17 protein-coding genes and 2 pseudogenes are annotated in these 20,485 nt (G+C 39.7%); 15 read left to right on the top strand and 4 right to left on the bottom strand.

Annotation, left to right across the window (positions count from 1 at the left end):
* Positions 1-127 precede the first annotated feature (127 nt).
* The 5 genes and pseudogenes from dnaN to holA all read left to right on the top strand — a co-directional run bounded on the left by dnaN (position 128) and on the right by holA (position 5,372).
* Positions 128-1,582 carry a DNA polymerase III subunit beta gene (gene dnaN / locus CDG76_RS34220; RefSeq protein WP_094353272.1) on the top strand — a complete coding sequence of 485 codons (1,455 nt, stop codon included), beginning with the start codon at positions 128-130 and terminating at the stop codon, positions 1,580-1,582.
* Between the two features lie 321 nt (positions 1,583-1,903).
* Positions 1,904-2,321, top strand: a pseudogene (locus CDG76_RS34215) (XisH family protein).
* Entirely contained in the window at positions 2,309-2,662 is a 354-nt protein-coding gene (locus CDG76_RS34210; protein ID WP_094353271.1) for a XisI protein, read from the top strand. Before CDG76_RS34215 ends, CDG76_RS34210 begins: the two are co-directional and overlap by 13 nt.
* A gap of 242 nt (positions 2,663-2,904) precedes the next feature.
* On the top strand, positions 2,905-4,392 hold the full coding sequence (gene dnaX, locus CDG76_RS34205) for a DNA polymerase III subunit gamma/tau (RefSeq protein WP_094353270.1): 1,488 nt from the start codon (positions 2,905-2,907) through the stop codon (positions 4,390-4,392).
* Entirely contained in the window at positions 4,389-5,372 is a 984-nt protein-coding gene (gene holA / locus CDG76_RS34200; protein WP_094353269.1) for a DNA polymerase III subunit delta, read from the top strand. The genes dnaX and holA overlap by 4 nt, the downstream gene beginning before the upstream one ends.
* Positions 5,373-5,503: 131 nt before the next feature.
* On the opposite strand, the gene CDG76_RS34195 is transcribed toward holA, so the two are convergent.
* From CDG76_RS34195 to CDG76_RS34185, 3 genes and pseudogenes are all read right to left on the bottom strand, one after another.
* Positions 5,504-5,728 carry a hypothetical protein gene (locus tag CDG76_RS34195; RefSeq protein ID WP_094353268.1) on the bottom strand — a complete coding sequence of 75 codons (225 nt, stop codon included), beginning with the start codon at positions 5,726-5,728 and terminating at the stop codon, positions 5,504-5,506.
* Positions 5,729-6,185: 457 nt separating this feature from the next.
* A pseudogene (locus CDG76_RS39815) lies at positions 6,186-6,383 on the bottom strand (lecithin retinol acyltransferase family protein); the annotation flags it as partial.
* Positions 6,384-6,642: 259 nt separating this feature from the next.
* Positions 6,643-7,743 (bottom strand): DUF4238 domain-containing protein, encoded by a 1,101-nt coding sequence (locus tag CDG76_RS34185; RefSeq protein ID WP_094353267.1) that lies wholly within the window; start codon positions 7,741-7,743, stop codon positions 6,643-6,645.
* Positions 7,744-7,911: 168 nt separating this feature from the next.
* Between CDG76_RS34185 and CDG76_RS34180 the strand changes: the two genes are divergently transcribed.
* The 9 genes from CDG76_RS34180 to CDG76_RS34140 all read left to right on the top strand — a co-directional run bounded on the left by CDG76_RS34180 (position 7,912) and on the right by CDG76_RS34140 (position 17,745).
* Complete coding sequence (locus CDG76_RS34180; RefSeq protein WP_094353266.1) at positions 7,912-10,500, top strand: DEAD/DEAH box helicase; 2,589 nt, start codon at positions 7,912-7,914, stop codon at positions 10,498-10,500.
* A gap of 215 nt (positions 10,501-10,715) precedes the next feature.
* On the top strand, positions 10,716-10,970 hold the full coding sequence (locus CDG76_RS34175; protein ID WP_094333544.1) for a hypothetical protein: 255 nt from the start codon (positions 10,716-10,718) through the stop codon (positions 10,968-10,970).
* Positions 10,967-11,305, top strand: a complete 339-nt coding sequence (locus tag CDG76_RS34170) for a type II toxin-antitoxin system RelE/ParE family toxin (RefSeq protein WP_094344623.1) — start codon at positions 10,967-10,969, stop codon at positions 11,303-11,305. The genes CDG76_RS34175 and CDG76_RS34170 overlap by 4 nt, the downstream gene beginning before the upstream one ends.
* A gap of 186 nt (positions 11,306-11,491) precedes the next feature.
* On the top strand, positions 11,492-12,235 hold the full coding sequence (locus CDG76_RS34165) for a hypothetical protein (RefSeq protein WP_223265512.1): 744 nt from the start codon (positions 11,492-11,494) through the stop codon (positions 12,233-12,235).
* A gap of 48 nt (positions 12,236-12,283) precedes the next feature.
* Positions 12,284-13,138 carry a hypothetical protein gene (locus CDG76_RS34160; protein WP_094353265.1) on the top strand — a complete coding sequence of 285 codons (855 nt, stop codon included), beginning with the start codon at positions 12,284-12,286 and terminating at the stop codon, positions 13,136-13,138.
* On the top strand, positions 13,135-13,791 hold the full coding sequence (locus CDG76_RS34155) for a type I restriction endonuclease subunit M (RefSeq protein WP_223265511.1): 657 nt from the start codon (positions 13,135-13,137) through the stop codon (positions 13,789-13,791). Before CDG76_RS34160 ends, CDG76_RS34155 begins: the two co-directional genes overlap by 4 nt.
* Positions 13,792-14,081: 290 nt before the next feature.
* Positions 14,082-15,506 carry a hypothetical protein gene (locus CDG76_RS34150; RefSeq protein ID WP_094353333.1) on the top strand — a complete coding sequence of 475 codons (1,425 nt, stop codon included), beginning with the start codon at positions 14,082-14,084 and terminating at the stop codon, positions 15,504-15,506.
* Positions 15,507-15,649: 143 nt separating this feature from the next.
* Positions 15,650-16,408 (top strand): hypothetical protein, encoded by a 759-nt coding sequence (locus CDG76_RS34145; RefSeq protein WP_094353264.1) that lies wholly within the window; start codon positions 15,650-15,652, stop codon positions 16,406-16,408.
* A gap of 152 nt (positions 16,409-16,560) precedes the next feature.
* Entirely contained in the window at positions 16,561-17,745 is a 1,185-nt protein-coding gene (locus tag CDG76_RS34140; RefSeq protein WP_094353263.1) for an ARPP-2 domain-containing protein, read from the top strand.
* A gap of 302 nt (positions 17,746-18,047) precedes the next feature.
* Here the strand turns inward: CDG76_RS34140 and CDG76_RS34135 are convergent, their stop codons facing one another.
* A complete protein-coding gene (locus tag CDG76_RS34135; protein WP_094353262.1) occupies positions 18,048-19,913 on the bottom strand; it encodes a type IV secretory system conjugative DNA transfer family protein in 1,866 nt (621 codons plus the stop codon).
* A 134-nt stretch (positions 19,914-20,047) separates the two neighbouring features.
* Here CDG76_RS34135 and CDG76_RS34130 point away from each other — a divergent pair, with 134 nt between their 5' ends.
* Positions 20,048-20,428 (top strand): tetratricopeptide repeat protein, encoded by a 381-nt coding sequence (locus CDG76_RS34130; RefSeq protein ID WP_094353261.1) that lies wholly within the window; start codon positions 20,048-20,050, stop codon positions 20,426-20,428.
* The last annotated feature ends 57 nt before the right edge of the window (positions 20,429-20,485 follow it).

The raw sequence follows: 20,485 nt of genomic DNA, 5'->3' as shown, positions 1-20,485 counted from the left end.
ATGGGATATATCAGTAAACTTCCGTATGTCTCACAGAGTAAAAGCATCTGATTCAAAACTTCACATTCTTTATTTTCTGCTATCGCAGTCACCTTTCTAACAATGACGCAACCAGAAATAAATTATCATGACTCAAACAGCATCGAAACAAAGGGTAAAGCCTGCCAATCAGACAAAACAAACAAGTGTAGCTACTCCTAAAGGCGAAAATGAAATATCAGCAAATATCCCAGAAATATCTACAGGTAAAAAGAAAAAATCTACATCTCCAGATACTGATACTTCAACTGAGTCTATCTCAAATAAGCGTACTAATAAACGTTCTGCCAAATCAGAGTTAAACTCTCAACCACTTATAGAATCAGGAATGGAGGTAATCTGCTCACAAACTAAATTTCACGATGCACTCTCTTTAGTTAGTTGTGCTACCCCAGCTAAACCTACCCATCCGATTCTTGCTAATGCTCTAATCATTGCAGATATCGAAACACAACAGATACATTTAACTGTTACTGATTTAGCATTAACAATTCAGGCAAGTTTTGAAGCCCAGGTGTTGCTCAAGGGTGAAATTACTGTGCCAGTAGAAATGCTATTTGAGATAGTTAAGCATTGCCCTAATGGTAATATTACCCTCAGTAGTCAGACTCAGATTATACAGCTTATTGATGAGGATAAGCAAACAAAAATCTGCTCTCTGGGTTTATCTGATGCTGATGGAAAATATGAAATTAGAGGCATTAGTGCTGAAGACTTTCCACCTAGTTCTACAATTGATGCTACTCCCATTCCTCTGCCAACAAAAGTTTTCAAAGATGGTTTGAAAGGTGTGATTTATGCTGTCAGCACTGATGAAAATAAATATATCTTGACCGGAGTTCATATCCAACTTGCACAGGAGAAGTTAAAGTTTATTGGTACTGATGGGCATCGAGTTGCAACCACTGAACTTTCAACTCAAGGAATTGGTAGAAAACCCCGCAAACAAGTAGAATCTGAAGAGATAATACAATTTACTATTCCCGGTCGAGTCCTCAAGGAACTAGCGCGTAACTTGGATGATTCTGTCGAATTCATTAATCTGTTGTATGATGCCCAAAGTAATCGCTTGGGTTTTGCTTGGCAAGATATTATCCTCAGATGTCAATGTCTCGAAGGAACTTACCCTGACTGCGAACAGCTATTGGCAAGATTTAGCTTTGACCGAGAAGTAATCCTAGAAAAAGCATTCTTAGTCAAAGCATTAGAACGGTTAGCTGTGTTAACAGATAAAAAAGAGAAAGGTATTTACTTACAGTTTGATGGAGCTTTGCAGCAGTTACGATTATCAATTGAACGGGAGTTTGGCAAAGGCGATCAGGTTATTGCTGCTCATCTACCATCAGAAATGTCATTGAATATCCAGTTTAACCTCAAGTATTTAGTAGAAGCAGCCAAGGCAATTCCCAGTTCTGCTATCAAAATGCACTTACAACAATCAGATCATCCTGCCATGTTGGTTCCTTATGGAGATAGACCAAATCCAGAACTGCAAATGGAAATGCGTCAATTCTTATTGCCACTGTACACTCTAAATGCTTAATAAATGTTAATCGGAAACTTGAAGTTTTGTAGGGTGTTTTGGATACGAGTGGTGTTTATTTTAGACGGGGATTTGAGGAACTCTGGACAAAACTGGACAACATGAACGAAAATCCTCGATTTTGACAAATAGAAACTGTGCATTTTGGCGGTAGATATCCGACTATTTGCCGCCAAAATACCAAAGTTATCCAGTTTTATCAAGAAAAAAGGAAGCATAGCAGGGTGCAAGAAAGAAAGAGAGAAAAGTATGTTTTAGAATCTAATCGTTACCCAATATGGTAAACACTTTACAATCAGAGTATTACTCAATAGTTCCACCATGCCAGCAAGAGACATATACCATAATGAAGTCAAGAACGCATTGATAAAAGACGGTTGGACTATCACAGATGATCCTTACTTTATCAAATATGAAGATGCTGAACTCTACGCCGACCTAGCAGCAGAAAAACCAATCGCCGCAGAACGCCAGGGACAGAAGATTGTTGTAGAAATCAAGAGCTTTGTCGGCAAATCGATGATGTATGATTTTCACGCCGGCCCTGGGACAATACATAGTCTATCGGAAACTAATTCAACTTACTGAGCCAGAATATAAACTTTATTTAGCTGTTGATGATGTTGTCTATGAGAACTTTTTTCAACGTAAATCTGTACAAGCAGTCATTAATGAAAACAACCTGTTGTTAATAGTTGTAAATACAGAAAAGGAGGAAATTCGGCAATGGATAAGCTAGAGCAATACCGCAATGCTATCAAGAAAATATTGAGTGAGTATTACGAAACTACTAATGCTCAAGTTATAAAAGATGCGGAAGTTGAAGTAAGCGATCGCTTGGCTTTTGATGAAACAAGAGATCAATATCTTTGGTTTAGGTTTGGCTGGGATGACAAAAAGCAGATACAGTATATTATCATCTATCTCTGCATTAAAAACGGCAAAGTTTGGGTGGAAGAAGATGCAACTAATTTATGCGTTGTTGATGATTTGCTATCAGCCGGAATACCCCAAGCCGATATTGTTTTGGGTTTCCATCATCCCAGTAAACGAGGTTTAACAGAATTCGCTACTGCTTAAGGAGGCAGGTAAAAAAGATAAAATTAGCGTTTTATGAGCCGAGGATATGAATTTTAAAATTACTATAGCTCGGTTGTAAATTCCATAAACTTCTCCACCTGTTTCAACGTTTAAATAATTAGGTGTACTCAACTTCTGGTATCGGTAAATCTTACTGTAATTTAGCAAATCAGCCTATTTAGGATTCAAAATTACACCCCCTTAACAGGGGTAAGGGCGACAAATTAAGGTTAATGAATCCTATGTCTACAGTCGCCCTACATCAAAAATATAGACCCCAGACAATAGCCGAATTAGTTGGACAGCCCTACATCAAAACTGCTCTGACTAATGCTGTCAAATACCTGCAAATTGCACCAGCTTATTTGTTTACAGGTTCTAGAGGCACAGGTAAAACCTCAACTGCTCGGATATTTGCTAAATCCCTCAATTGCCTCAACACTAAAAAACCAACTGACCAACCTTGTGGTATTTGTCAATCCTGCCGTTCAATTGAAACCAGTAATAGCCTAGATGTCAGTGAAATTGATGCTGCTTCTAATAATGGTGTAGATGATGCCCGTGCTTTAATTGAGCGGAGTACCTTAGCACCTGTTGCAGGACGTTACCGAATTTTTATTCTCGATGAGTGCCATTGTCTAACCGGTAACGCCTTCAATGCTTTACTCAAGTGTATTGAAGAACCGCCACCTCATGTTGTTTTCATTCTCTGCACAACAGAACTGCACAAGGTGTTACCTACCATTGTCAGCCGTTGTCAGGTGTTTAATTTCCGCACTTTGTCTGTTCAGGCAATTGTGCAGCACCTCGGTATTGTAGCAGATGCAGAATCTATTTCTATTGATGAGGAGGCACTGACAGCGATCGCAAAACTCAGCGATGGTGGATTGCGGGATGCACTGCAATTACTGGGTCAGGTGAGTCTTTTAGATGAAGATATCACTGCTAATCATGTCATGGAAATCGCTGGTGGTGTGACAGAAACAGAATTAATGTCAATTTTACAGGCAATATCCACCAACAACACCTTTAACTTGCTGCAAGTAGCAAGAGTTTTAGTAGATTCTGGTAAAACGCCCAAATTGATTCTCTCTAACTTACTGCAAACATACCGAGATTTACTGATTATCAAGTCTGCACCCAAAGAGCAATCCCTGCTGACTGGTTGTGTTAGCTATGCTCAACTCAAGGTTTTAGCAAATCACTGGAATTTCGAGACGCTTAACTTGTCTCTAGCAGAGTTACAAAAAGCAGAAAACTATCTGCGGTACACAGTAAATGCTGCTGTGTGGCTAGAAGTTTGCTTACTGAACCTGATACCCAGTTTATTGCCTGTCAGTGCAACCAAGACGCTAACTGCTAAACCTGTCCATGACGGCAAGTTGCTACCAACAGTTGGAGTATACACTACAAACAAGGTGACAGCTAAACCTGTAGATGACAAATTGTTACCAGCAGTTGCAGCCCAGACTACTAACCTGGCTCAAATTTGGCTTTCTGTGATAGATACAGCTAAACCCAGCAATCAAAAGCTGTTGGCTCATGCAAATCTTGTTAAATTGCAAGGTGACAAGGCAATTTTAGAGGTTACACCAGCTTACTTGAATAAGTTTGAAAGTAGTAAAGAGGCGATCGCTAAAATGCTGCAACGAGCTATCCAAAGTCAACAACCAATGACTGTGTTAATTAAAACTGCCAACAAGAGCAGTAATGGGAGGGTAAAAGCATGATTGTCTTGCTGACAGGTGACGACCAACACGCCATCCAGGAACAGCTAAATCAATACAAAGCAGAGATTGATGCTCAATGGCTCACACTTTGCTATCACCGATTTCCAGCCGATCGCCTTGACCAAGCTATCAGCGTAGCTCGCACTCGTTCCCTGACTGGTGGTAAAAAACTGGTGATTGTGGAAAATTGCCACCTCAAGCAGTGGGGTGATACTGAGTTAGAAACTTTGCAGCAGCTTGTTCAAGTGCCTGAATTCACAATTTTGGTGTTTGTCGCCACCAATGTAGATAAGCGGCTGAAGATTTACAAACATCTTGCTAAGTATGCCAAGTTGTTTGAGTTTCCATTGATACCACCTTGGCGTACTGATTTAATTGAGAAAGCGATCAGTACTCAGGCTAAAAAAATCAAGCTGGTATTGTCAAAGAATGCGGTGGAATATCTAGCAGAAGCAATTGGTAACGACATGACCCGTGCAGCGACAGAGTTACGCAAACTGTATATCTATAGTATTGGCAGACAACTTGAACTTGCAGAAGTAAAAGAGTTAGTGCCATGTCAAACTCAGAATAGCCTACAACTGGCATCTGCTATTCGCCAAGGAGAAAGTAATCAAGTTTTGCACCTGCTAGATGATTTACTGTCACGATCGGAACCATTAATGGTGATTATTGCTACTCTCCTAACCCAGTTTAGAACTTGGCTGTGGGTTAAGTCTGCGATCGTTTCTGGGATTAAGAAAGATAGTGAATTAGCTCAACTGTGCAGTATCAGTAATCCTAATCGCATTTACTATTTGCGTCAGGAGGTAGCAAATACAAGCATTAATGCTTTAACTAAGGCAGTAACTATGATGCTGGATTTGGAGATGTCTATTAAGAGGGGTACTGATAGCGGAGCGGTAGCGAGTCATCGAGCGTCAAGTAAGGATTTACTGTTAATAATTCTTAGTGTTAGCAGGTTATTTAAGTTAACTTAATCAACATAAAGTTGACTGAGAGTTTTGGATTTTGGATTGTATATTTGATTTCAGTCTAAAATCCAAATTCACTAATAATTATATTAGTATCTAACATAAATTTCACGTGGTATCAAGTAAGTATTTCAAGCTCATAGATCAATTTCTCTTCCCACACTGCGATCTCGTAAGTCAGCGAAATCATCATCATTAAAGATAATTCCCTCGCTTTGGATTACTTTTCTAAATTTTTGTAATCCTTCCCAAAAATTATCCCCTCTTGATTCCTCCTTTTTTTTACGGAGAAACTCAAACAAATAGTCCCGTTCTTCTGTGGGTAAACTTTCAATAGAATTAATAATTTCTTGTAAATTCATAAGAGAATCTCCTAATCAAGTAAACCCTACCTTTGCTAACTCTATTTTAATCTCTAAATCCAAAGCCTCAGCCTCTTACATCTGTGCCGCCAAATACGTAATTAAAGTCCTTATCCGCAACTTCATTAGGAATGCCTAGCAGTAGGCAAACTTTATATCCATATAAAAATAGTTACATCGCTATAGATTAAGTGGTTGTAAGGGAATAATATATATAGTTTGTAACTCATGCTGTTGAGCTTTTGTATGAGAGGCTAATTCAAGCCAGTCTTGAAAACTCATCCCATGTTGTTGGATAAGTTGCACTTCTAGTAGATAAGCTTCAAAACGCCGCCAATTCTTATATATTCTCCATTGTCTAAGCCTTGTAATATCCAGTTAGGAAGTTCAAATGTGGTTTGAAATACTGTCATACTTGTTTGAATCCTTATTACCAGTAAGTATTGCATACCCTTGGTTAAGGGCGATTAGATTCCTTTTCTCCTAATCTGCTTTCAAGATGCCAAATGATAATATCTGGTGTGTCGCACTGACCATACTCTTTTACCAATACTGTTATTCCAGATGTGAAGTAAGCCCGAGAAACACGGGAGATGTTTCTCTGACTGTTCGTGTAGTGGATGACCGTACCATCACCACAGTCGATACCATGATGGCTGTAAGCACTGCAATTATAGTAAACGTCGTTTCATCTCATGCTGTAGTCGCATTTAATACTCAATTTTAATTGGTAGTAACAAAATTAGAATTTGCTTAAGATGTTTATAACACAATCTTTGTCCTAAATATTTACAGTATTTAAACTGAAACAACCATGCTTATTTGAGACTTATTTATCTAAGTATTAAAATCCCGATACATCTCGGTTAAGGAACGATTAGTGATAGATTCAACCCACAAATTGCTAACTTATTTTATAAATTAACAACGTTTCTTTTCTCCTTTAAAACCTGCTCTCTATAATTTTGGTGAAGGGCAGAAAGAGTAGGGTTTCTTTCACAAAAATTAAAAGTATCATTTTTAGATTTTTTCTTTATTTTCACAAATGAAGGCATCTTTGAAAGTTTAGTTTGTTTGGTAAGTGTAAGATGAATGGTTTTAAGCTCTCCATTTTCAATATGTTTTTCTTCTACTATATAACTTTCGTGCTCATATATTTTTACATTTTTATATTTTCTATAAAGCTCTTTTAAACCAGCCTCACTATTTTTTTCACGAAAACCTATTATTGATTCTGCACTCATAATCTGAAATGAGTTAAGTATCGTAATATCATCTGCACTATTAATAGTGGTTATAGCTGAATTCTTATTGCCATATTTGTAGACCTCTGGATCATATAAGCAAATTAATAATTTTGGCGATAATGGCAGGAAAATTTGTAAGCCTCGTGCAGTCAAGCTAGTTATAGCTGGATGATCTAAATCTTTATAAAACCAGTTATACATAAAAGCAGGATGATCTGATATACAAAACTCGGATGTAGTGTTATTTTGGATTATGTGAAAATCCAGATCCACCAAAAATCCAGCGTCAATTATTCCTTGTATAGTTATCAGAGAAACTAGATTACTTGCATCTATCAATACTTTACCCGGATCATTTGTGTCATAACCGTTTAAGCTTAACAATTTTTCAAATACTGAATTAAAGAAAGAGTCGATAAATGAAAGTGTTTTTTTTCTTGCTTCAGGTGTACGGAATAAAAGGACTGAAATAAACCTGAGTAGTGTCGGGGTATCTTCTTTTGATATGCTAAATTGCCCATTGACAATTTTATTTATAACTACAGCAACAGGAGCTTCAATATGATTACAAAGTAAGTTTTCAACTGAATTATCTTTGTCATAGAAGTAATTTTGTGAAAACACTTCCTTCACTGCTTGGTTGTATCTCACAGTACCTCTAGTCATATCAAATATGTTAATCTTTTTTATTTTCTTGACATCATAACCAAAGTGATTGAGAAGAAACTGAGGTATATAGTGTTGATTTTTAGTTATTTGTTGACTCATTTATAATATTTGCGTGTGTAATTTTAGTTTTCCTATTTTAGATGGTAATTAACTAGTTGATATTGTGTTAACCGCAATTTTTTACCGCAAATTCCGTACTAATTATCCTAATTTAGTATCACTCCCCCAGTGGGGGATTTTTTAGGGCAGTGAGCGAAGACTACGACTATGACCACGCCCAACTATAATGCCCTGCTACAAAGCTTTTGGACACCACCTAGTACACCCATTACAGAATATTCCAACTCAAATAACCATCCTACTGAACCAACAGATATTGCTGAATTTCTAGGTGAAGATTTACTCTGGCAACAGACTATCCCTGCCATAGAACCTAATCTGAAAAATATCCCTAATGACCTACCAAATAAATTAATTAAAGCACTTCAATCATTAGGAATCACCCAACTTTACTCTCACCAACTTCAAGCCTTACAAGCAATTAGACAAGGTAAAAGTTTAATCCTCACCTCTCCCACAGCCAGTGGCAAAACTCTCAGCACATACCCCGCCATTCTGGAAGGTTGTATAAATCAAGAACATCGAGCATTAGCATTTTATGGACTACGAGCATTGGCGCTAGACCAGTTCCACAAAATCTCTGAACTACTCTCTACCATACCAACACAATCCAGACCTATACTGGCAATGATCACGGGAGATGTCAAATCAGAAAAACGAGAACAAATCCTCAAGAGTGAACCGCATATTTTAGGTGTCACTCCAGAATTAATCCACTTTCAACTCAAGCAAGCCTGGAAATCCGCGCATTGGGCAAACTTTTATCAGCGATTACGCTATATACTGCTTGACGAAGCTCACACCCTATCAGGCAGCTATGGCGCAAATATGTCCTGGCTGATTCGTCGCATTAAACTAGCAGTAGATCATTACGGTGGTGACTCCAAGAAACTGCAATTTATCTTCCTGAGTGCCACTTGTGGTAATCCTAAACAACTGGCTCTGAAAATCTCCGGTTTAAAACCAACTAAACTCAACCCCAAACCCCTAATTTGGATTCGCAAAAGTGGAGCCGCTTCACCATCTAGACAAATAATTATCACTCAGCCCAGTTACAATTTGACTGGTGATACCGCTCGGATTATTCAATTTTTGCTCAATCAAGGTAAATCAGGTATCGCCTTTTGTAACTCCCGTCGCAGCGTGCGGGAACTAACAGAATTACTCAAATCAAACCAAGTAGCCGCCTTCTACAGTGGCATAACTTCTGAGCGTCGGGCAGAAGTAGTTGACCAACTCCAGTCTGGCACGATCAAGTGGATTATTGCCACAGAAGCATTAGAAGCTGGAATTGACCTACCAGAATTAGAATGTTGCATTTTGCGTGGCTGGCCTGGTTCCAAAATGGCATACCAGCAACGCAGTGGCCGCGCCGGACGTTCTCAGTCTGGACTGACAGTGCTGCTTCCCAATGCTCTCAATCCCATTGACTGCTATGTAGCAGAACATCCAGAAATGCTGGTATCGCCAGAAGCTGAGGAAGTATTCTTTAATGACGAATATCCCATCTTTGCTGCTAAACATTTGATGTGTGCAGCCGCAGAAACTGGTATTCCTACTAATAAAATAAAGCACTACTTTGGCACAGCAGCTTACGAGGTAGCAAAACTCCTGTTAGCCCAAGGGCATCTAAATAAAGGTCGTAATGGATTGTGGGCAAAGGGTTATCCCCATAAAGATGTTAACTTTCGGGGTGGCTTATCCCAAACTACCATCAAGCTAGTAGATGCAGAATCTGGGGAAGAACTAGAGGAAATCTCAGAAGATATTGCTCACCGAGAAGTCCATCCCCAAGCCATCTACAAACGACAAGATGCCAATGGACGAATGCTGACTTATCAGTGCATCTCCCTTGACTTGAACAGCAAGCAAGCAATTTTAAAACAGACAGCAGATAGCTCACTGTTTACAGTTGCAGTTACGGAATCAGAAACCAGTAGCCTAACAGTGCTAACTGATCGGGTGAAGTTACCATTGCTGTTTTCTCAAGTCAGTGAAGTTGATGACTGTCAGGAATACTTAACCCTGGAACTTAGTTTTGGTGAAGTTAAACACATTACCAGTGGTTACAGTTTAATGACCCAAATCTATGAGCAGACTTGTTTGAACAAGCGGTGTCTTAACTACAAAGAGCTGCTACCTAAAGAACATCGTTGTCCGCTTTGTAGCAAACTCACACGCAAAGCTGTAATTGTGAAAACCCTGTCAGAAGAAAAATTTGAGCAGCCTTTCCGTACTCAATTTTCAGCACCAATGGTCAAAGTAGCGATTAACTCAAGTGCGCGGGAATACCTCCAGCACAATGCCAAAGAAACTAGAACCAATTTAACCCGCAGTGGAGAACCGATTCCACCGGGCTATCAACAGTTGTGGGAATATTCCAGTACCTTGATTGCTATCCACAGCTTTGGGCATCAAATTATGAGAGCGTTGCAGCTGGTGGCTAGAGTTGATCTAAAACAGGTGAATTTTACAGTAGTGAAGGAGTTAGGGGAAAATAACAATTACACAGGCTATTTCTATGATACCAGTGATGGTGGTAATGGTGCGGCTGAAGCTGTGTTTAAGCATTTGCCAAAACTTGCTAGTGCTGCTAAGGCGATCGCACAGGATTGTAATTGTGATACTGGCTGTGCCAAGTGCCTAATTCAACATGGTTGCCCTGATGGTAACACTGCTTTATTAAAGCAAATGGGATTACTGTTGTTAGATGCGATCGCTACACCTGATGTTTAACACTCTCCTGACTGTGAAACCGAGCGCTTGCGTTAGTTTCGCAGTCAAGAGAGTGTCAATGTCCCAGATACTCTATCACTGCCTCCAAGTCTGCGATCGCCCGATTAAATCGATACTTGAGCAGTCCGCTTTACCCAATCTATGAGGTGCGACACCGAATAGCCCAGAGCAGGCATCGCTATAATAAAACCAGTATCACGCTCGGAAAACTCACAATGTCCATTACACTTGATCTGCCACCGAAAGTTGAGGCACTGCTGCGACAGCGTGCTGAAAGTACTGGACAAGATATTTCGCAAATGGCGCTAGCGGTGCTGACTTTAGGACTGAGTTTGGACGATCAAGATTTTTTTGAGGCTTTAAAGGGAATCCAACGTGGGCTTGATGATTTTGAGCAAGGACAGTTTTCGAGTTTAGAGGACTTCATTGCTGAACAAAATCAGAAATATGGATTGTCTCTTGAAGCATGACGTACCGCATTGATTTCTCTAGCATTGCGAAAGCCGAAGCGGATGCTGCATTCTTAAGTTTTTCTCAGTTTACCACAGATGAACGCGCCCAACTCTGGTATCAAGGGCTGATTAAAGCAATCGTCTCTCTGCAAGAAATGCCTCGGCGCTGTCCAATCGCTCGAGAGGATGCCTTCTTTAGTCAAGAAATTCGTCAGCTTCTTTACGGGCAAGGAAAACAAACCTATCGTATTCTATTTACGGTTCTTGAAGATCAGCCTGTTCCAACGGTGAGAATTCTCCATATTCGTCATGGCGCACAGAAGACAATTGGTGAGCCGGAAGTAGAGGATTGATTGTATTGACCGAACAATTCGCAATTCGCAGTTCGCAATTCGCAATTGCGGACGTAATTGATAATTAAGCCGTTGGGATACAAGCCCCTAATTTCAATTATGAAAAGAAACAAAACACGTAGTATCAATATTCAACGGAACGCATTCATGCGTGGGGTATTATTAATTGCGAATTGCGAATTGGAAATGACAGCTAGTTCTTGTATCTTGGCTGTACGTATAATTAATTTGCAGCTTACCGCTGCATGGGAGAGATGTTATATTCTCCCAACCATGCCAGTAATTAATCTTGCCGATATTCAACAAATTACTAAAACACAACAACAAGTCCTATTCCCCAGTCAAAAATATCATCCAAATCGCTCTGCCTTTGACTCTATAGTTGCAGATAACTTCTCTTTGGTGATGAGACAACTATTTTTAGGACTGACTGTAGAACCTTTATTAAATGCCTATCCTCAAATTGCTCAGTGGGTTGATCAAATACAGGAACTTGCACCGGAAATTTTTCAATCTCGGAAAAAGTTATTAGTCGATAATCCAGTTATTGCACCTCTTGCAATTAATGACGATAACTACTTTATTCAAGTATTAACAAATATAGCATTTAAACAAGGTATTCCCAGGCTTTATGAATGGGCTATACGCCATCCACATTTAAGCTGGCAAGATCGGGTAAAGTTGTGGACTACGGCTAGACAATACTCAGTTACTCCTAACCAAATACAACTCGTAGTTTTAGCATTACATCCTGTTAAACCAGCCCAAAGATTAAATGTACGCTGGAATAAAAAGGAGCAGATGCAGACTGAAAAATGGTTAATTAAACTACTGACTAAACCTCAAGATGAAAAATTACAATCAAACATAGTCATTCCTGAGTTATCGTCAATGGTCAATTTAGAAGCTATTCCAGAAGTCAAGATTTAAGAGGCTAATGCCTCTGCCATTGGCAAATGCTTATTACAGATAACACCAATGGTACTCAAATCAAATTTTAAACATGGATGGCTATTATCAAAACTACTGAAATTAGATGATGAATATCAAGGTAGGTGGGAGCAATGGCGATGGACAATGGAAACTGGAGAACTACCTAAAGAAATACCACAAACTGACTTTTTAGACTTAGGACATCCTCAAGTTTTACTGATGCTCTCAAGCTGTCTGCAATCTATTCCTACAGGTGGATGTGGCAGTCCTTCCAGATTTATTCCCTATTTCACTGACTGGTTACTTTATGCTCTAGGGCATCCCAGCATTGCTAAATTGCCTTATGAGCCAGAGGGATGTAACGGTGCGAGTAATCGTCTTATTCAAGAACTGGAACTGAAGCTTTTGATTTCTTGTCCCTTCGATTACTTCGGTAATTTGTTGGCTGCTAATCGTTACGGACAATCGAGAGCTAAATTCTATCCTACTCCTACTTGGACAGCCAGGACAATGGCTATTGCAGCAGTTGACAGTTCTGCTGCAATAGCACCGTTTCATATATATGAACCAGCGCTTGGTACAGGAAGATTAGCATTGGAAATGTCCAATTATGCCATCAGCTTGACAGGCTGGGAGTGGGATTCACTACTAATAAAAATAGCAAGTTTAAACTTCATGCTTTACGCTCCCTACTTGGCATTGCCTATTCCTAGTTTGGGTGGAGATTTAGTTATCGGAGATACGCTGACTGGGAAGGGAATTTCTTTTATTCGACCAAATTTAAAATATGAAGATCCCACATCAGCACCTAAACCGAAGCTAAATAATAGTTTGCTGATTAATGGTATCAAATATGAGAATACTACAGCAGAAAATATGTTGCAAGGAAGTTTATTTTGATAAAAATTAAAATTACTGAGTGGCAACAACTATTTCAAAATTGTGTCAGTAATCCTCCTCTGCCAATTTCCTTGCCTACTATAGCACTTGCCAATCCTCCCTATTGCAAAATTAATCTCACTTCCGATTCAGAACTAGCCCGATTTGAGATGGCTTATAAATGGATACAACACGGAGATGGAAGCTACGTTATTACATCAAAATTGAAAACCCAAGCAGAACAAGAGTGCTTATTTGTAGAACAGTGTTTAAATCAATTGCAACCTGGTGAAATAGTCTGTATCTTGGTATCTAATGGAATTCTGTCTTCATCTAACCAAGCACACTTTCGCCAATGGCTATTAAAAGACATGGCTTTGCTAATTGCTTCCATTCAGTTACCTACAGAAAACTTTCAGGTAGAATGTGGATTAGGAATTATCGCCAGCTTTTTGATTCTTCAGCGCAAAGGTGGAGATTTACCAGTACCAGAAGATTACTCAATCTTTATGGCAGTTGCAGATAAAATTGGTTTTGATAGTAGAGGTCGTCGTCTCTTTCGTTCAATTACAAATGGGCAACAAACCCAAGAAATTGATAGTGATTTACCTCTGATTCTAGAAAAGTTCAAAAAGTTTCTTAAAGAGGTATGGCAAAATAATGTTGAGAAATAGCACTTGCTGTCTATTAGCGCCGTCAAAGTTATCTATGCAGTATATGGGGAAATTAAGGACGTGTCTCATGAATTTGCAGACTTACTTTATAGAGTTTAAAGCCTCAGTATACTTAGTAAGATTTAAGTCAGATTCCTATAGCTATTTTCTAATCTAGAACTTAAAATAGTCGTTAATACTGTTTGCGGGACTTTGGTGCGACTTCCGAACCTAGCCTGTAACGCTATCCTAGCTTGTCGTGTCGTCATTCCCCAAACAGTACCCCCTTCAAAAAAGCCACTATGCCAACAATGGACATTAATCGGGCGAACCAGCATCAGCAAGTGGCAAGGGAAGATTTAGTCATGTTTATTAATGCCTGCCTTTCCTGCACAGGACAGCGTGAATTCTATGGTGATGGTTATGGGCAACGCGTATCCATTGACTTTTTGCACGACTATATTTTAGGTAATTACCGCTTACTCTATACCCGAACATTGGCAGCAGGGATTAACCACTTCAACCAAGCGCAGATTATCCTCAAGTTACTAGCAACAGGAAAACATACACCCCCTGAACATCGACAAGAAGAAGGTGCATTAATTGCCGCAGCATTAACAGCCTTACCACCACAACGAGGTTGGGAAGTATTGCAACAATTGCGGAAAAGAAGTATCAATAATCGTCGTAGCAGAGCGATCGCTCGTGATTATCTCCAGCAAAAACGTGACATCAACTTTGATGCTGTGAAATATCGCTCCAAATTTCGAGCTATAGCCTCCCATGCTCACCTCACCCTACCAGGGGAATTAGGTAATTTTCTCTTTGGGAAATGGAAACAGCAAGTTTATCAAACAGAGCTATTCGAGACATTTCGCCAAGCACACTATAGTGCTCAAGCAGTTTATCAACTACCCTTTACAGTTGCCGAAGGTTTAGCAGCGAAACATGGAATTAAACGAGAGGTCTTTTTATCCCGTATTCAAGAGCAAATGACCTTGAATGAAAAATTGCGCTTTCAAAGTTCAGCCAACCGCACAGAAGTAGAAATCGACATTAATTTAGGTCGTCTCCCCCTAACTCGTTTGGCGCTGTATATCCTATCTTTGCCATTAGATACTCGCAAACAGCAGTGGGATATCTTAAACCAAGCATTAGAGAAATCTGCTGCCTTCACATTAAGAAAATCACCTCTAAAACTAGGACGAGTAGCCGCAGTGCTAGATTGCAGCTACTCCAGTTCCGGTTCAGCCGAAAAACATCGTCGTCCTTTAGGGGTAGCTTTAGCTACTCATTACTTACTAAAAGCAGCATCCCAAGAATACCAAGCTTTTTGGACAGCATCAACCAGCGATCCACTGCTGATTCTATCTCGTGGACAAACAGACCTAGCTACTCCCCTACTGGATGCTTTGGACTGGGGCGCAGATTTAGTAGTACTTGTCACCGATGGTTGGGAAAATGATCCCCCCAGTGGAGCATCGGAAATTCTACGTGTATATCGTCATCGTTTAGACCCGAAACAAAAAACTTCCATTATTCATTGCAATCCTGTTTACAACGCCGATGACTTTTCTTTACACCCCCTGAGTCCCGCAATTCCCACAGTAGGATTACGAGATGCAGAAGATTTACCTACGATGTTGGGCTTTGCCCGGTTTGCTGAAGGTTCTGCGTCTTTAGCTGAACTGGAAGCATATTTAGCAGAGCGAGTCAAGCAAATGTTAAGGGTGTAGAGTATAGGGTTTGCAACAATTAAATTGATTTATTTTCAATAGCTTAAATAAAATACTGTCGCCCAAAAAATTTATTCTCTGTAAAGTTTATCCCACAATTATCGGAACATAAAATAGTTAGATTACTTAAATTTAGATTCCTTATGAAACCACTACATTATTTAATATTTCATCCTGACTACGCAAGAAAAAAAACTGAAGTCCAAGCTAAGGTTTTGATGGATGATAAACTTACAGATTGGCAAGGTAATGTTTGGGTGGATGAACCGTGCGGAAATGAAGACCCATTCGTATTTTCAGAAAGGTGGCTTTATTCATACTGTCATGCTACTCAATTAAGAAGAAAACCTATATCAAAATCTTCTCATGTCACAGCAGGCTCATATATTTTTTTCTGTAGTGGAGATGCTGCCAATGAAAATACTATTCAGCTAGATACAGTTTTTGTTGTAGATCATAGTGCTAAGTGGCCGGATAACCAGCACGGAATACCTGAAGAGTTCCAACAGGATTATAAAAATAATAAATCTGAGCGATGGGAGAGACATTTTAAGTACTCTTTTCTTGGTCAACATACTGGAAAATATACCTATGTGAGTAGGCAATGGTTTGATAGCAAAGATGAGTATTCTTTTTTGCCAATTTCTCAGAATGGCGATAGAGTAGAGTTTAATTTAGGATTACTTACATCAAATATTCAATCGAAGATAAAAGACAAAGTAAATGGGAAATATCCAGTAACATTAAGCGAGGAACAAAAAACAGAATTACTAAAAATAGCATTATCTCTAGCGAGTATTAAAGTAATCGGGAATCTGAAGCGGCAGGATAACAATATCAAAACAATAAATCCTGGTAATATAAGCTGTGGATCAAAGTTACTAAAGTTCGGAAAGTGTTAGGTTTAGTATGGCTACACTCAATACAATATCACTATCAAAATCAAATTGTAGATATTAAAGACAAAAAACTGGATTCAGGGCAACATAAGAGAAACTGATATTGCTCAAGATACAGTATTGCTTAAAGTTAATAAAAATAGACCCACCATCCTATGGCATCCAAAAGCAATCTGTTAGCAGACATATCACTCAAAGGATTAGAAATTGCTCCTTCTCAAATACGGGGAGCAGTGCGGATTGTGCCATTATTGCGCCATCAAGTACGTAACGATTTGCGCTTGCTGCGTCGTAGCTACGATGAAGATTTAGCAGTTGTTTCCTTAGCAGGAGAAATGACAGCACCAGGAATGAAATATTTTTCCTATGTTCCTCACGGACTAGTGTTGTCTTGGACTAATGACGGCAGCCCTGTGGGGGCTTTTGGGGGACAGCTTTTTAAAACAGATGGTAAACAGCTAAACTATGGTTGCGCCAGTGTCCGCTTAATGCACCGGATGGTGAAGCGGGAATCTAGTAATCAACTGAGATTTTTGCCACTGCACTTGGCAATGGAAGGCTTTTTATCAATGTTTTTCTCTGGCCCTGATATTGCCTGGAGTGAATATTCCAAGTATGCCCTTTCTCATGGGCTGGGTAGCCGAATGGAAAGCTCTTTTAGTGGACGTTACATTGCTGGACTTGAAGATGCTTTGCGGGTATTTGAAATTCACTCTCGACAGGTTGGAGTATTAGTATTTGTTGCCGAAGCATTAGCATCAGCTTTTGTAGTACCGACACCAGAGGACTATCGACTTTTGCACAATAGCTTGTTAGAAGATTTCTATGGTGAGTTATTGTACCAATACGCGTTGCTGCACGATACTACTTTGACCATGAGTGTATCTTTAGATGAGTCAAAAATTGATGATTTAAAAGCTTTGAGAGCAGCAGTACAAAATATGCGTTCAGATTGGGCATCGTTTCAGGGTTTCATGGCCGAGGGACTGTTAGGACGCAAGTTAATTTCCCAAAAAGTCTATACTGCTGGTTCGTTTATGTTACAAAGATTTATTACTGACCTCAACCCCAACGAAGAAAATCATATTGGGGAAGCGATTATTCGAGAGAATGGGGAATTGGAGTATTTGAAGACTTACCGCTTATCAGGAATGCAGACTCGCCGAGTTTATTTGCTGAGTCAGTTAGCAGAGCATAATTGGAATTTGGATGCTACAGCTAGTAAATTGGGCAATACACGAGAGGAATTTGTGCTGCGTTTAGAAAAGGTGGGTTTTGGCTATTTGCTCAATGCGGAAGTAAGACAAGCAGCATTGAAAAAAGTCAAGGGTAAAAGGTGATATTGTCTTGCGAAGATTCAGCATTAATTTGTAAAATTTTGATTTCAATACATTTGCCAATTTCTGAAATAGTAAGCTATCGCGCGTATAACTTGCACTTTTTAGGTCTGCAACCATTGGTAACTCTAGAATGCTCTGGAAAATTACAGATGCGACAGCTTATAACACTTAGTTAAGCAGCGTTAACACAACCTAAAAAAGTGAAAAAAGGCTGCCAAAATCTACCAGTAAACACTGAAGATTCTATGCAGTGAGCAACAAGATATCCAACAATATTTCGCTTATTAAAAGCTACCAGCCTCTTATCCTTGCAATCCGGGTGTTTGATAAACTCGTGTTGGGAAATTTTCTAAAACATCAGTTTCACTGCTACTAGACTCCTGTGCAGGTGCTACATCTTCCTCTGGTAATGGCAACATCCGCGCTGCTGACTCAATCCGTTCATGTAATGCTTGTGTTAGCGTTTTAATATCAGGAATTATTACCTGACTTGACAATGCAGGTTTAACTTGTGTGTCCCAAAGAGTCTCACTATCATGCGCCCGTTTTTCATCGGCTTTGGACACGGGAATAATTAAAGGATAGGGAATAGAAGCTTGTCCCTCGGAACTGTAACCTGGACTAGTAATTACGCACTTGCCTTGAGGAAATTTCAAAATTTCGTCAGCACTGATTACAGGCATTTTTTGCAAATTCTCACTCCAGCTAATTGAACGGCTCATTTGTCCGCCAAGCGATCGCCCTGTGGTACGATTTTTAATCAGCACTTCCTTCTCACCGTAGCGTTTGGAGTAATCCTCAGCCGTTTTGTAGTTACCAGGATTGAACAAAACATGGGTACTACAAGCAGAAGCGATCGCACTTCCCATCTTATCCCCATAAATATCGTAAAGTTGCTCTAAACTTTGGATACCTAGAATAAAGCAAGCACCATTAGAACGATATTCATTAATCCACTGTGGCAGTCGGTCTAGCTTTATAGATGGCAATTCATCCAAAGAAATAATCAACGGGTCTTTGCGGGGACGGCTTAAATTACCGACAATCATCAAGTGCATTGCAGCCGCCAGCAGAGGCCCAACCACACTACGACGTTCATCATCTAGCTTGAACACCACCATCTCTCTACCTTCAAGCTTAGTGGGAATATCCGATTTCCCTATAAATGCCCTCAGCAAATCAGCTTGAATGAAAGATGAGAAAGTACCTGCTGCTGTGGTCAAAATCCCCGAAATAGTCTTCTCTGCATCCTTGGCACTCAAAAATTGAATAAATGAAGTCGCCACCCATTCATCCAACCTTTTTGACTGTACCGCATGGTCAAGACGTTGCACCAGTTTTGGCAACCGCAGCACCGCATAAAGCATCGCCATATCTGGGTAAGGTGAACCCTTAACTAACTGTAAAAGTGCTTTAGCTAACAAGTCCCCGGCTTTAGCAAAGAACTCATCACTTTTACCACCACTGGAAGCATTGCGGTTAATCACTTGTCCAATTTCCCCTGCCATTACCCCATCGCGTGCATCACGCATATAATCCAAAGGATTGATCACACCGCTAAAGGGTTCACCGGGGGCAAATACTCGTACTTTATAGCCATAACGGGCTGCTAAGGGTGCATGAAGTCTTAGTTGGTCGCCCTTCTTGTCGTAGAGTAAAATCGGAAAGCCCTGCTGCATCGCACTTTCTAACATCCGGTCTATGGTAGAGTAGGTTTTACCAGACCCAGGCGCACCTATTACCAGTGTTCCCCTTTCGGCATTGGGAAACCAAACTGTAGGTGCAGCACCAAGCATAGTTTGTATGTTAGCCAGCAACCCCCGCCATTTACCTTTTACCCAATAGCGAGGAGTACCAGACCACAGGGTAACTTTATTGTGTTTACACTCCTTGATTTGCTTGAGTGCTAGGTTAGTTGCTGCTAGTTTCTCGCTGATACCGGAGACTTTACCAGTGGTGATTTTTCCTTTACCAGTACCACTGATTTGCAACAACAGTATAACGAACAGTATTCCACCTACCATCATCCAACCTTGGGGATTGTTATACTGTTGAAACAACTTGCCAAAGTCAATGCTAGCCAGAGGTGCTTGGAAGGATGAGACTTCAATTAATGTTGAGTTAGCAGTGATCTGGTTGTGTGGTAGATTTTTTTGGTAAAGGTTCATAGCTGTTAAGTATGGATTTAACAGAAATTTTAGCTACCAAGTGAAAGCTAGGGTATTGACCTTTTGGACATTTTTTATTAATGGGAGTTTCGGGCTATAGTAGTAACTAGTGCCATATCTTGTAATATTATCAAATGAATGATTTTGACGATGATTTAAGAAACGAGGTTGCAAATTGGACTAAGGTAATTAAGATAAATCCAAATGATGTAAACGCCTATAAAGAAAGAGGTGATATTCGCAGTCAGCTACAGGACTCTCAAGGAGCAATAGAGGATTATAATCAAGCAATTAGCATAAATAAAAATGATGCTAATGCCTATATTTTGCGAAGTTATGAGCGCAGAAAAATAGGAGATTTTAAAAGAGCTATTGAGGACTGTAACAAGGCGATTAAACTAAATCCTAACAATGCTCATTTTTATTATGTGCGTGCAGTATTGCGGGGAGCATCCCAAATGTGTAAAAATAAAGAAAGAAACATTATTCGCGAGGTTTCATCGCGAATAATATAGGGACTTAATCTTGTGGGTCTTCCTCCTCTTGCTCAGACCCAGAACTAATATCTAGAA

The sequence above is a fragment of the Nostoc sp. 'Peltigera membranacea cyanobiont' 210A genome (assembly GCF_002246015.1).
In the GTDB taxonomy this organism is placed as follows: Bacteria; Cyanobacteriota; Cyanobacteriia; order Cyanobacteriales; family Nostocaceae; genus Nostoc.
The sequence above is the reverse complement of the archived record's forward strand: the minus strand, read 5'-3'. Positions and strand labels throughout refer to the sequence as shown.

Bases quoted from the DNA above. Each gene is read 5' to 3' on its own strand.
- CDG76_RS34130 (WP_094353261.1), top strand. From the start codon at position 20,048: ATGAATGATTTTGACGATGATTTAAGAAACGAGGTTGCAAATTGGACT.
- CDG76_RS34175 (WP_094333544.1), top strand. From the start codon at position 10,716: ATGTCCATTACACTTGATCTGCCACCGAAAGTTGAGGCACTGCTGCGA.
- CDG76_RS34135 (WP_094353262.1), bottom strand. From the start codon at position 19,913: ATGAACCTTTACCAAAAAAATCTACCACACAACCAGATCACTGCTAAC.
- CDG76_RS34185 (WP_094353267.1), bottom strand. From the start codon at position 7,743: ATGAGTCAACAAATAACTAAAAATCAACACTATATACCTCAGTTTCTT.
- CDG76_RS34145 (WP_094353264.1), top strand. From the start codon at position 15,650: ATGAAACCACTACATTATTTAATATTTCATCCTGACTACGCAAGAAAA.
- CDG76_RS34170 (WP_094344623.1), top strand. From the start codon at position 10,967: ATGACGTACCGCATTGATTTCTCTAGCATTGCGAAAGCCGAAGCGGAT.
- CDG76_RS34160 (WP_094353265.1), top strand. From the start codon at position 12,284: ATGGTACTCAAATCAAATTTTAAACATGGATGGCTATTATCAAAACTA.
- CDG76_RS34180 (WP_094353266.1), top strand. From the start codon at position 7,912: ATGACCACGCCCAACTATAATGCCCTGCTACAAAGCTTTTGGACACCA.
- CDG76_RS34195 (WP_094353268.1), bottom strand. From the start codon at position 5,728: ATGAATTTACAAGAAATTATTAATTCTATTGAAAGTTTACCCACAGAA.
- CDG76_RS34210 (WP_094353271.1), top strand. From the start codon at position 2,309: ATGGATAAGCTAGAGCAATACCGCAATGCTATCAAGAAAATATTGAGT.
- CDG76_RS34150 (WP_094353333.1), top strand. From the start codon at position 14,082: ATGGACATTAATCGGGCGAACCAGCATCAGCAAGTGGCAAGGGAAGAT.
- dnaX (WP_094353270.1), top strand. From the start codon at position 2,905: ATGTCTACAGTCGCCCTACATCAAAAATATAGACCCCAGACAATAGCC.
- dnaN (WP_094353272.1), top strand. From the start codon at position 128: ATGACTCAAACAGCATCGAAACAAAGGGTAAAGCCTGCCAATCAGACA.
- CDG76_RS34140 (WP_094353263.1), top strand. From the start codon at position 16,561: ATGGCATCCAAAAGCAATCTGTTAGCAGACATATCACTCAAAGGATTA.
- CDG76_RS34165 (WP_223265512.1), top strand. From the start codon at position 11,492: ATGACAGCTAGTTCTTGTATCTTGGCTGTACGTATAATTAATTTGCAG.
- holA (WP_094353269.1), top strand. From the start codon at position 4,389: ATGATTGTCTTGCTGACAGGTGACGACCAACACGCCATCCAGGAACAG.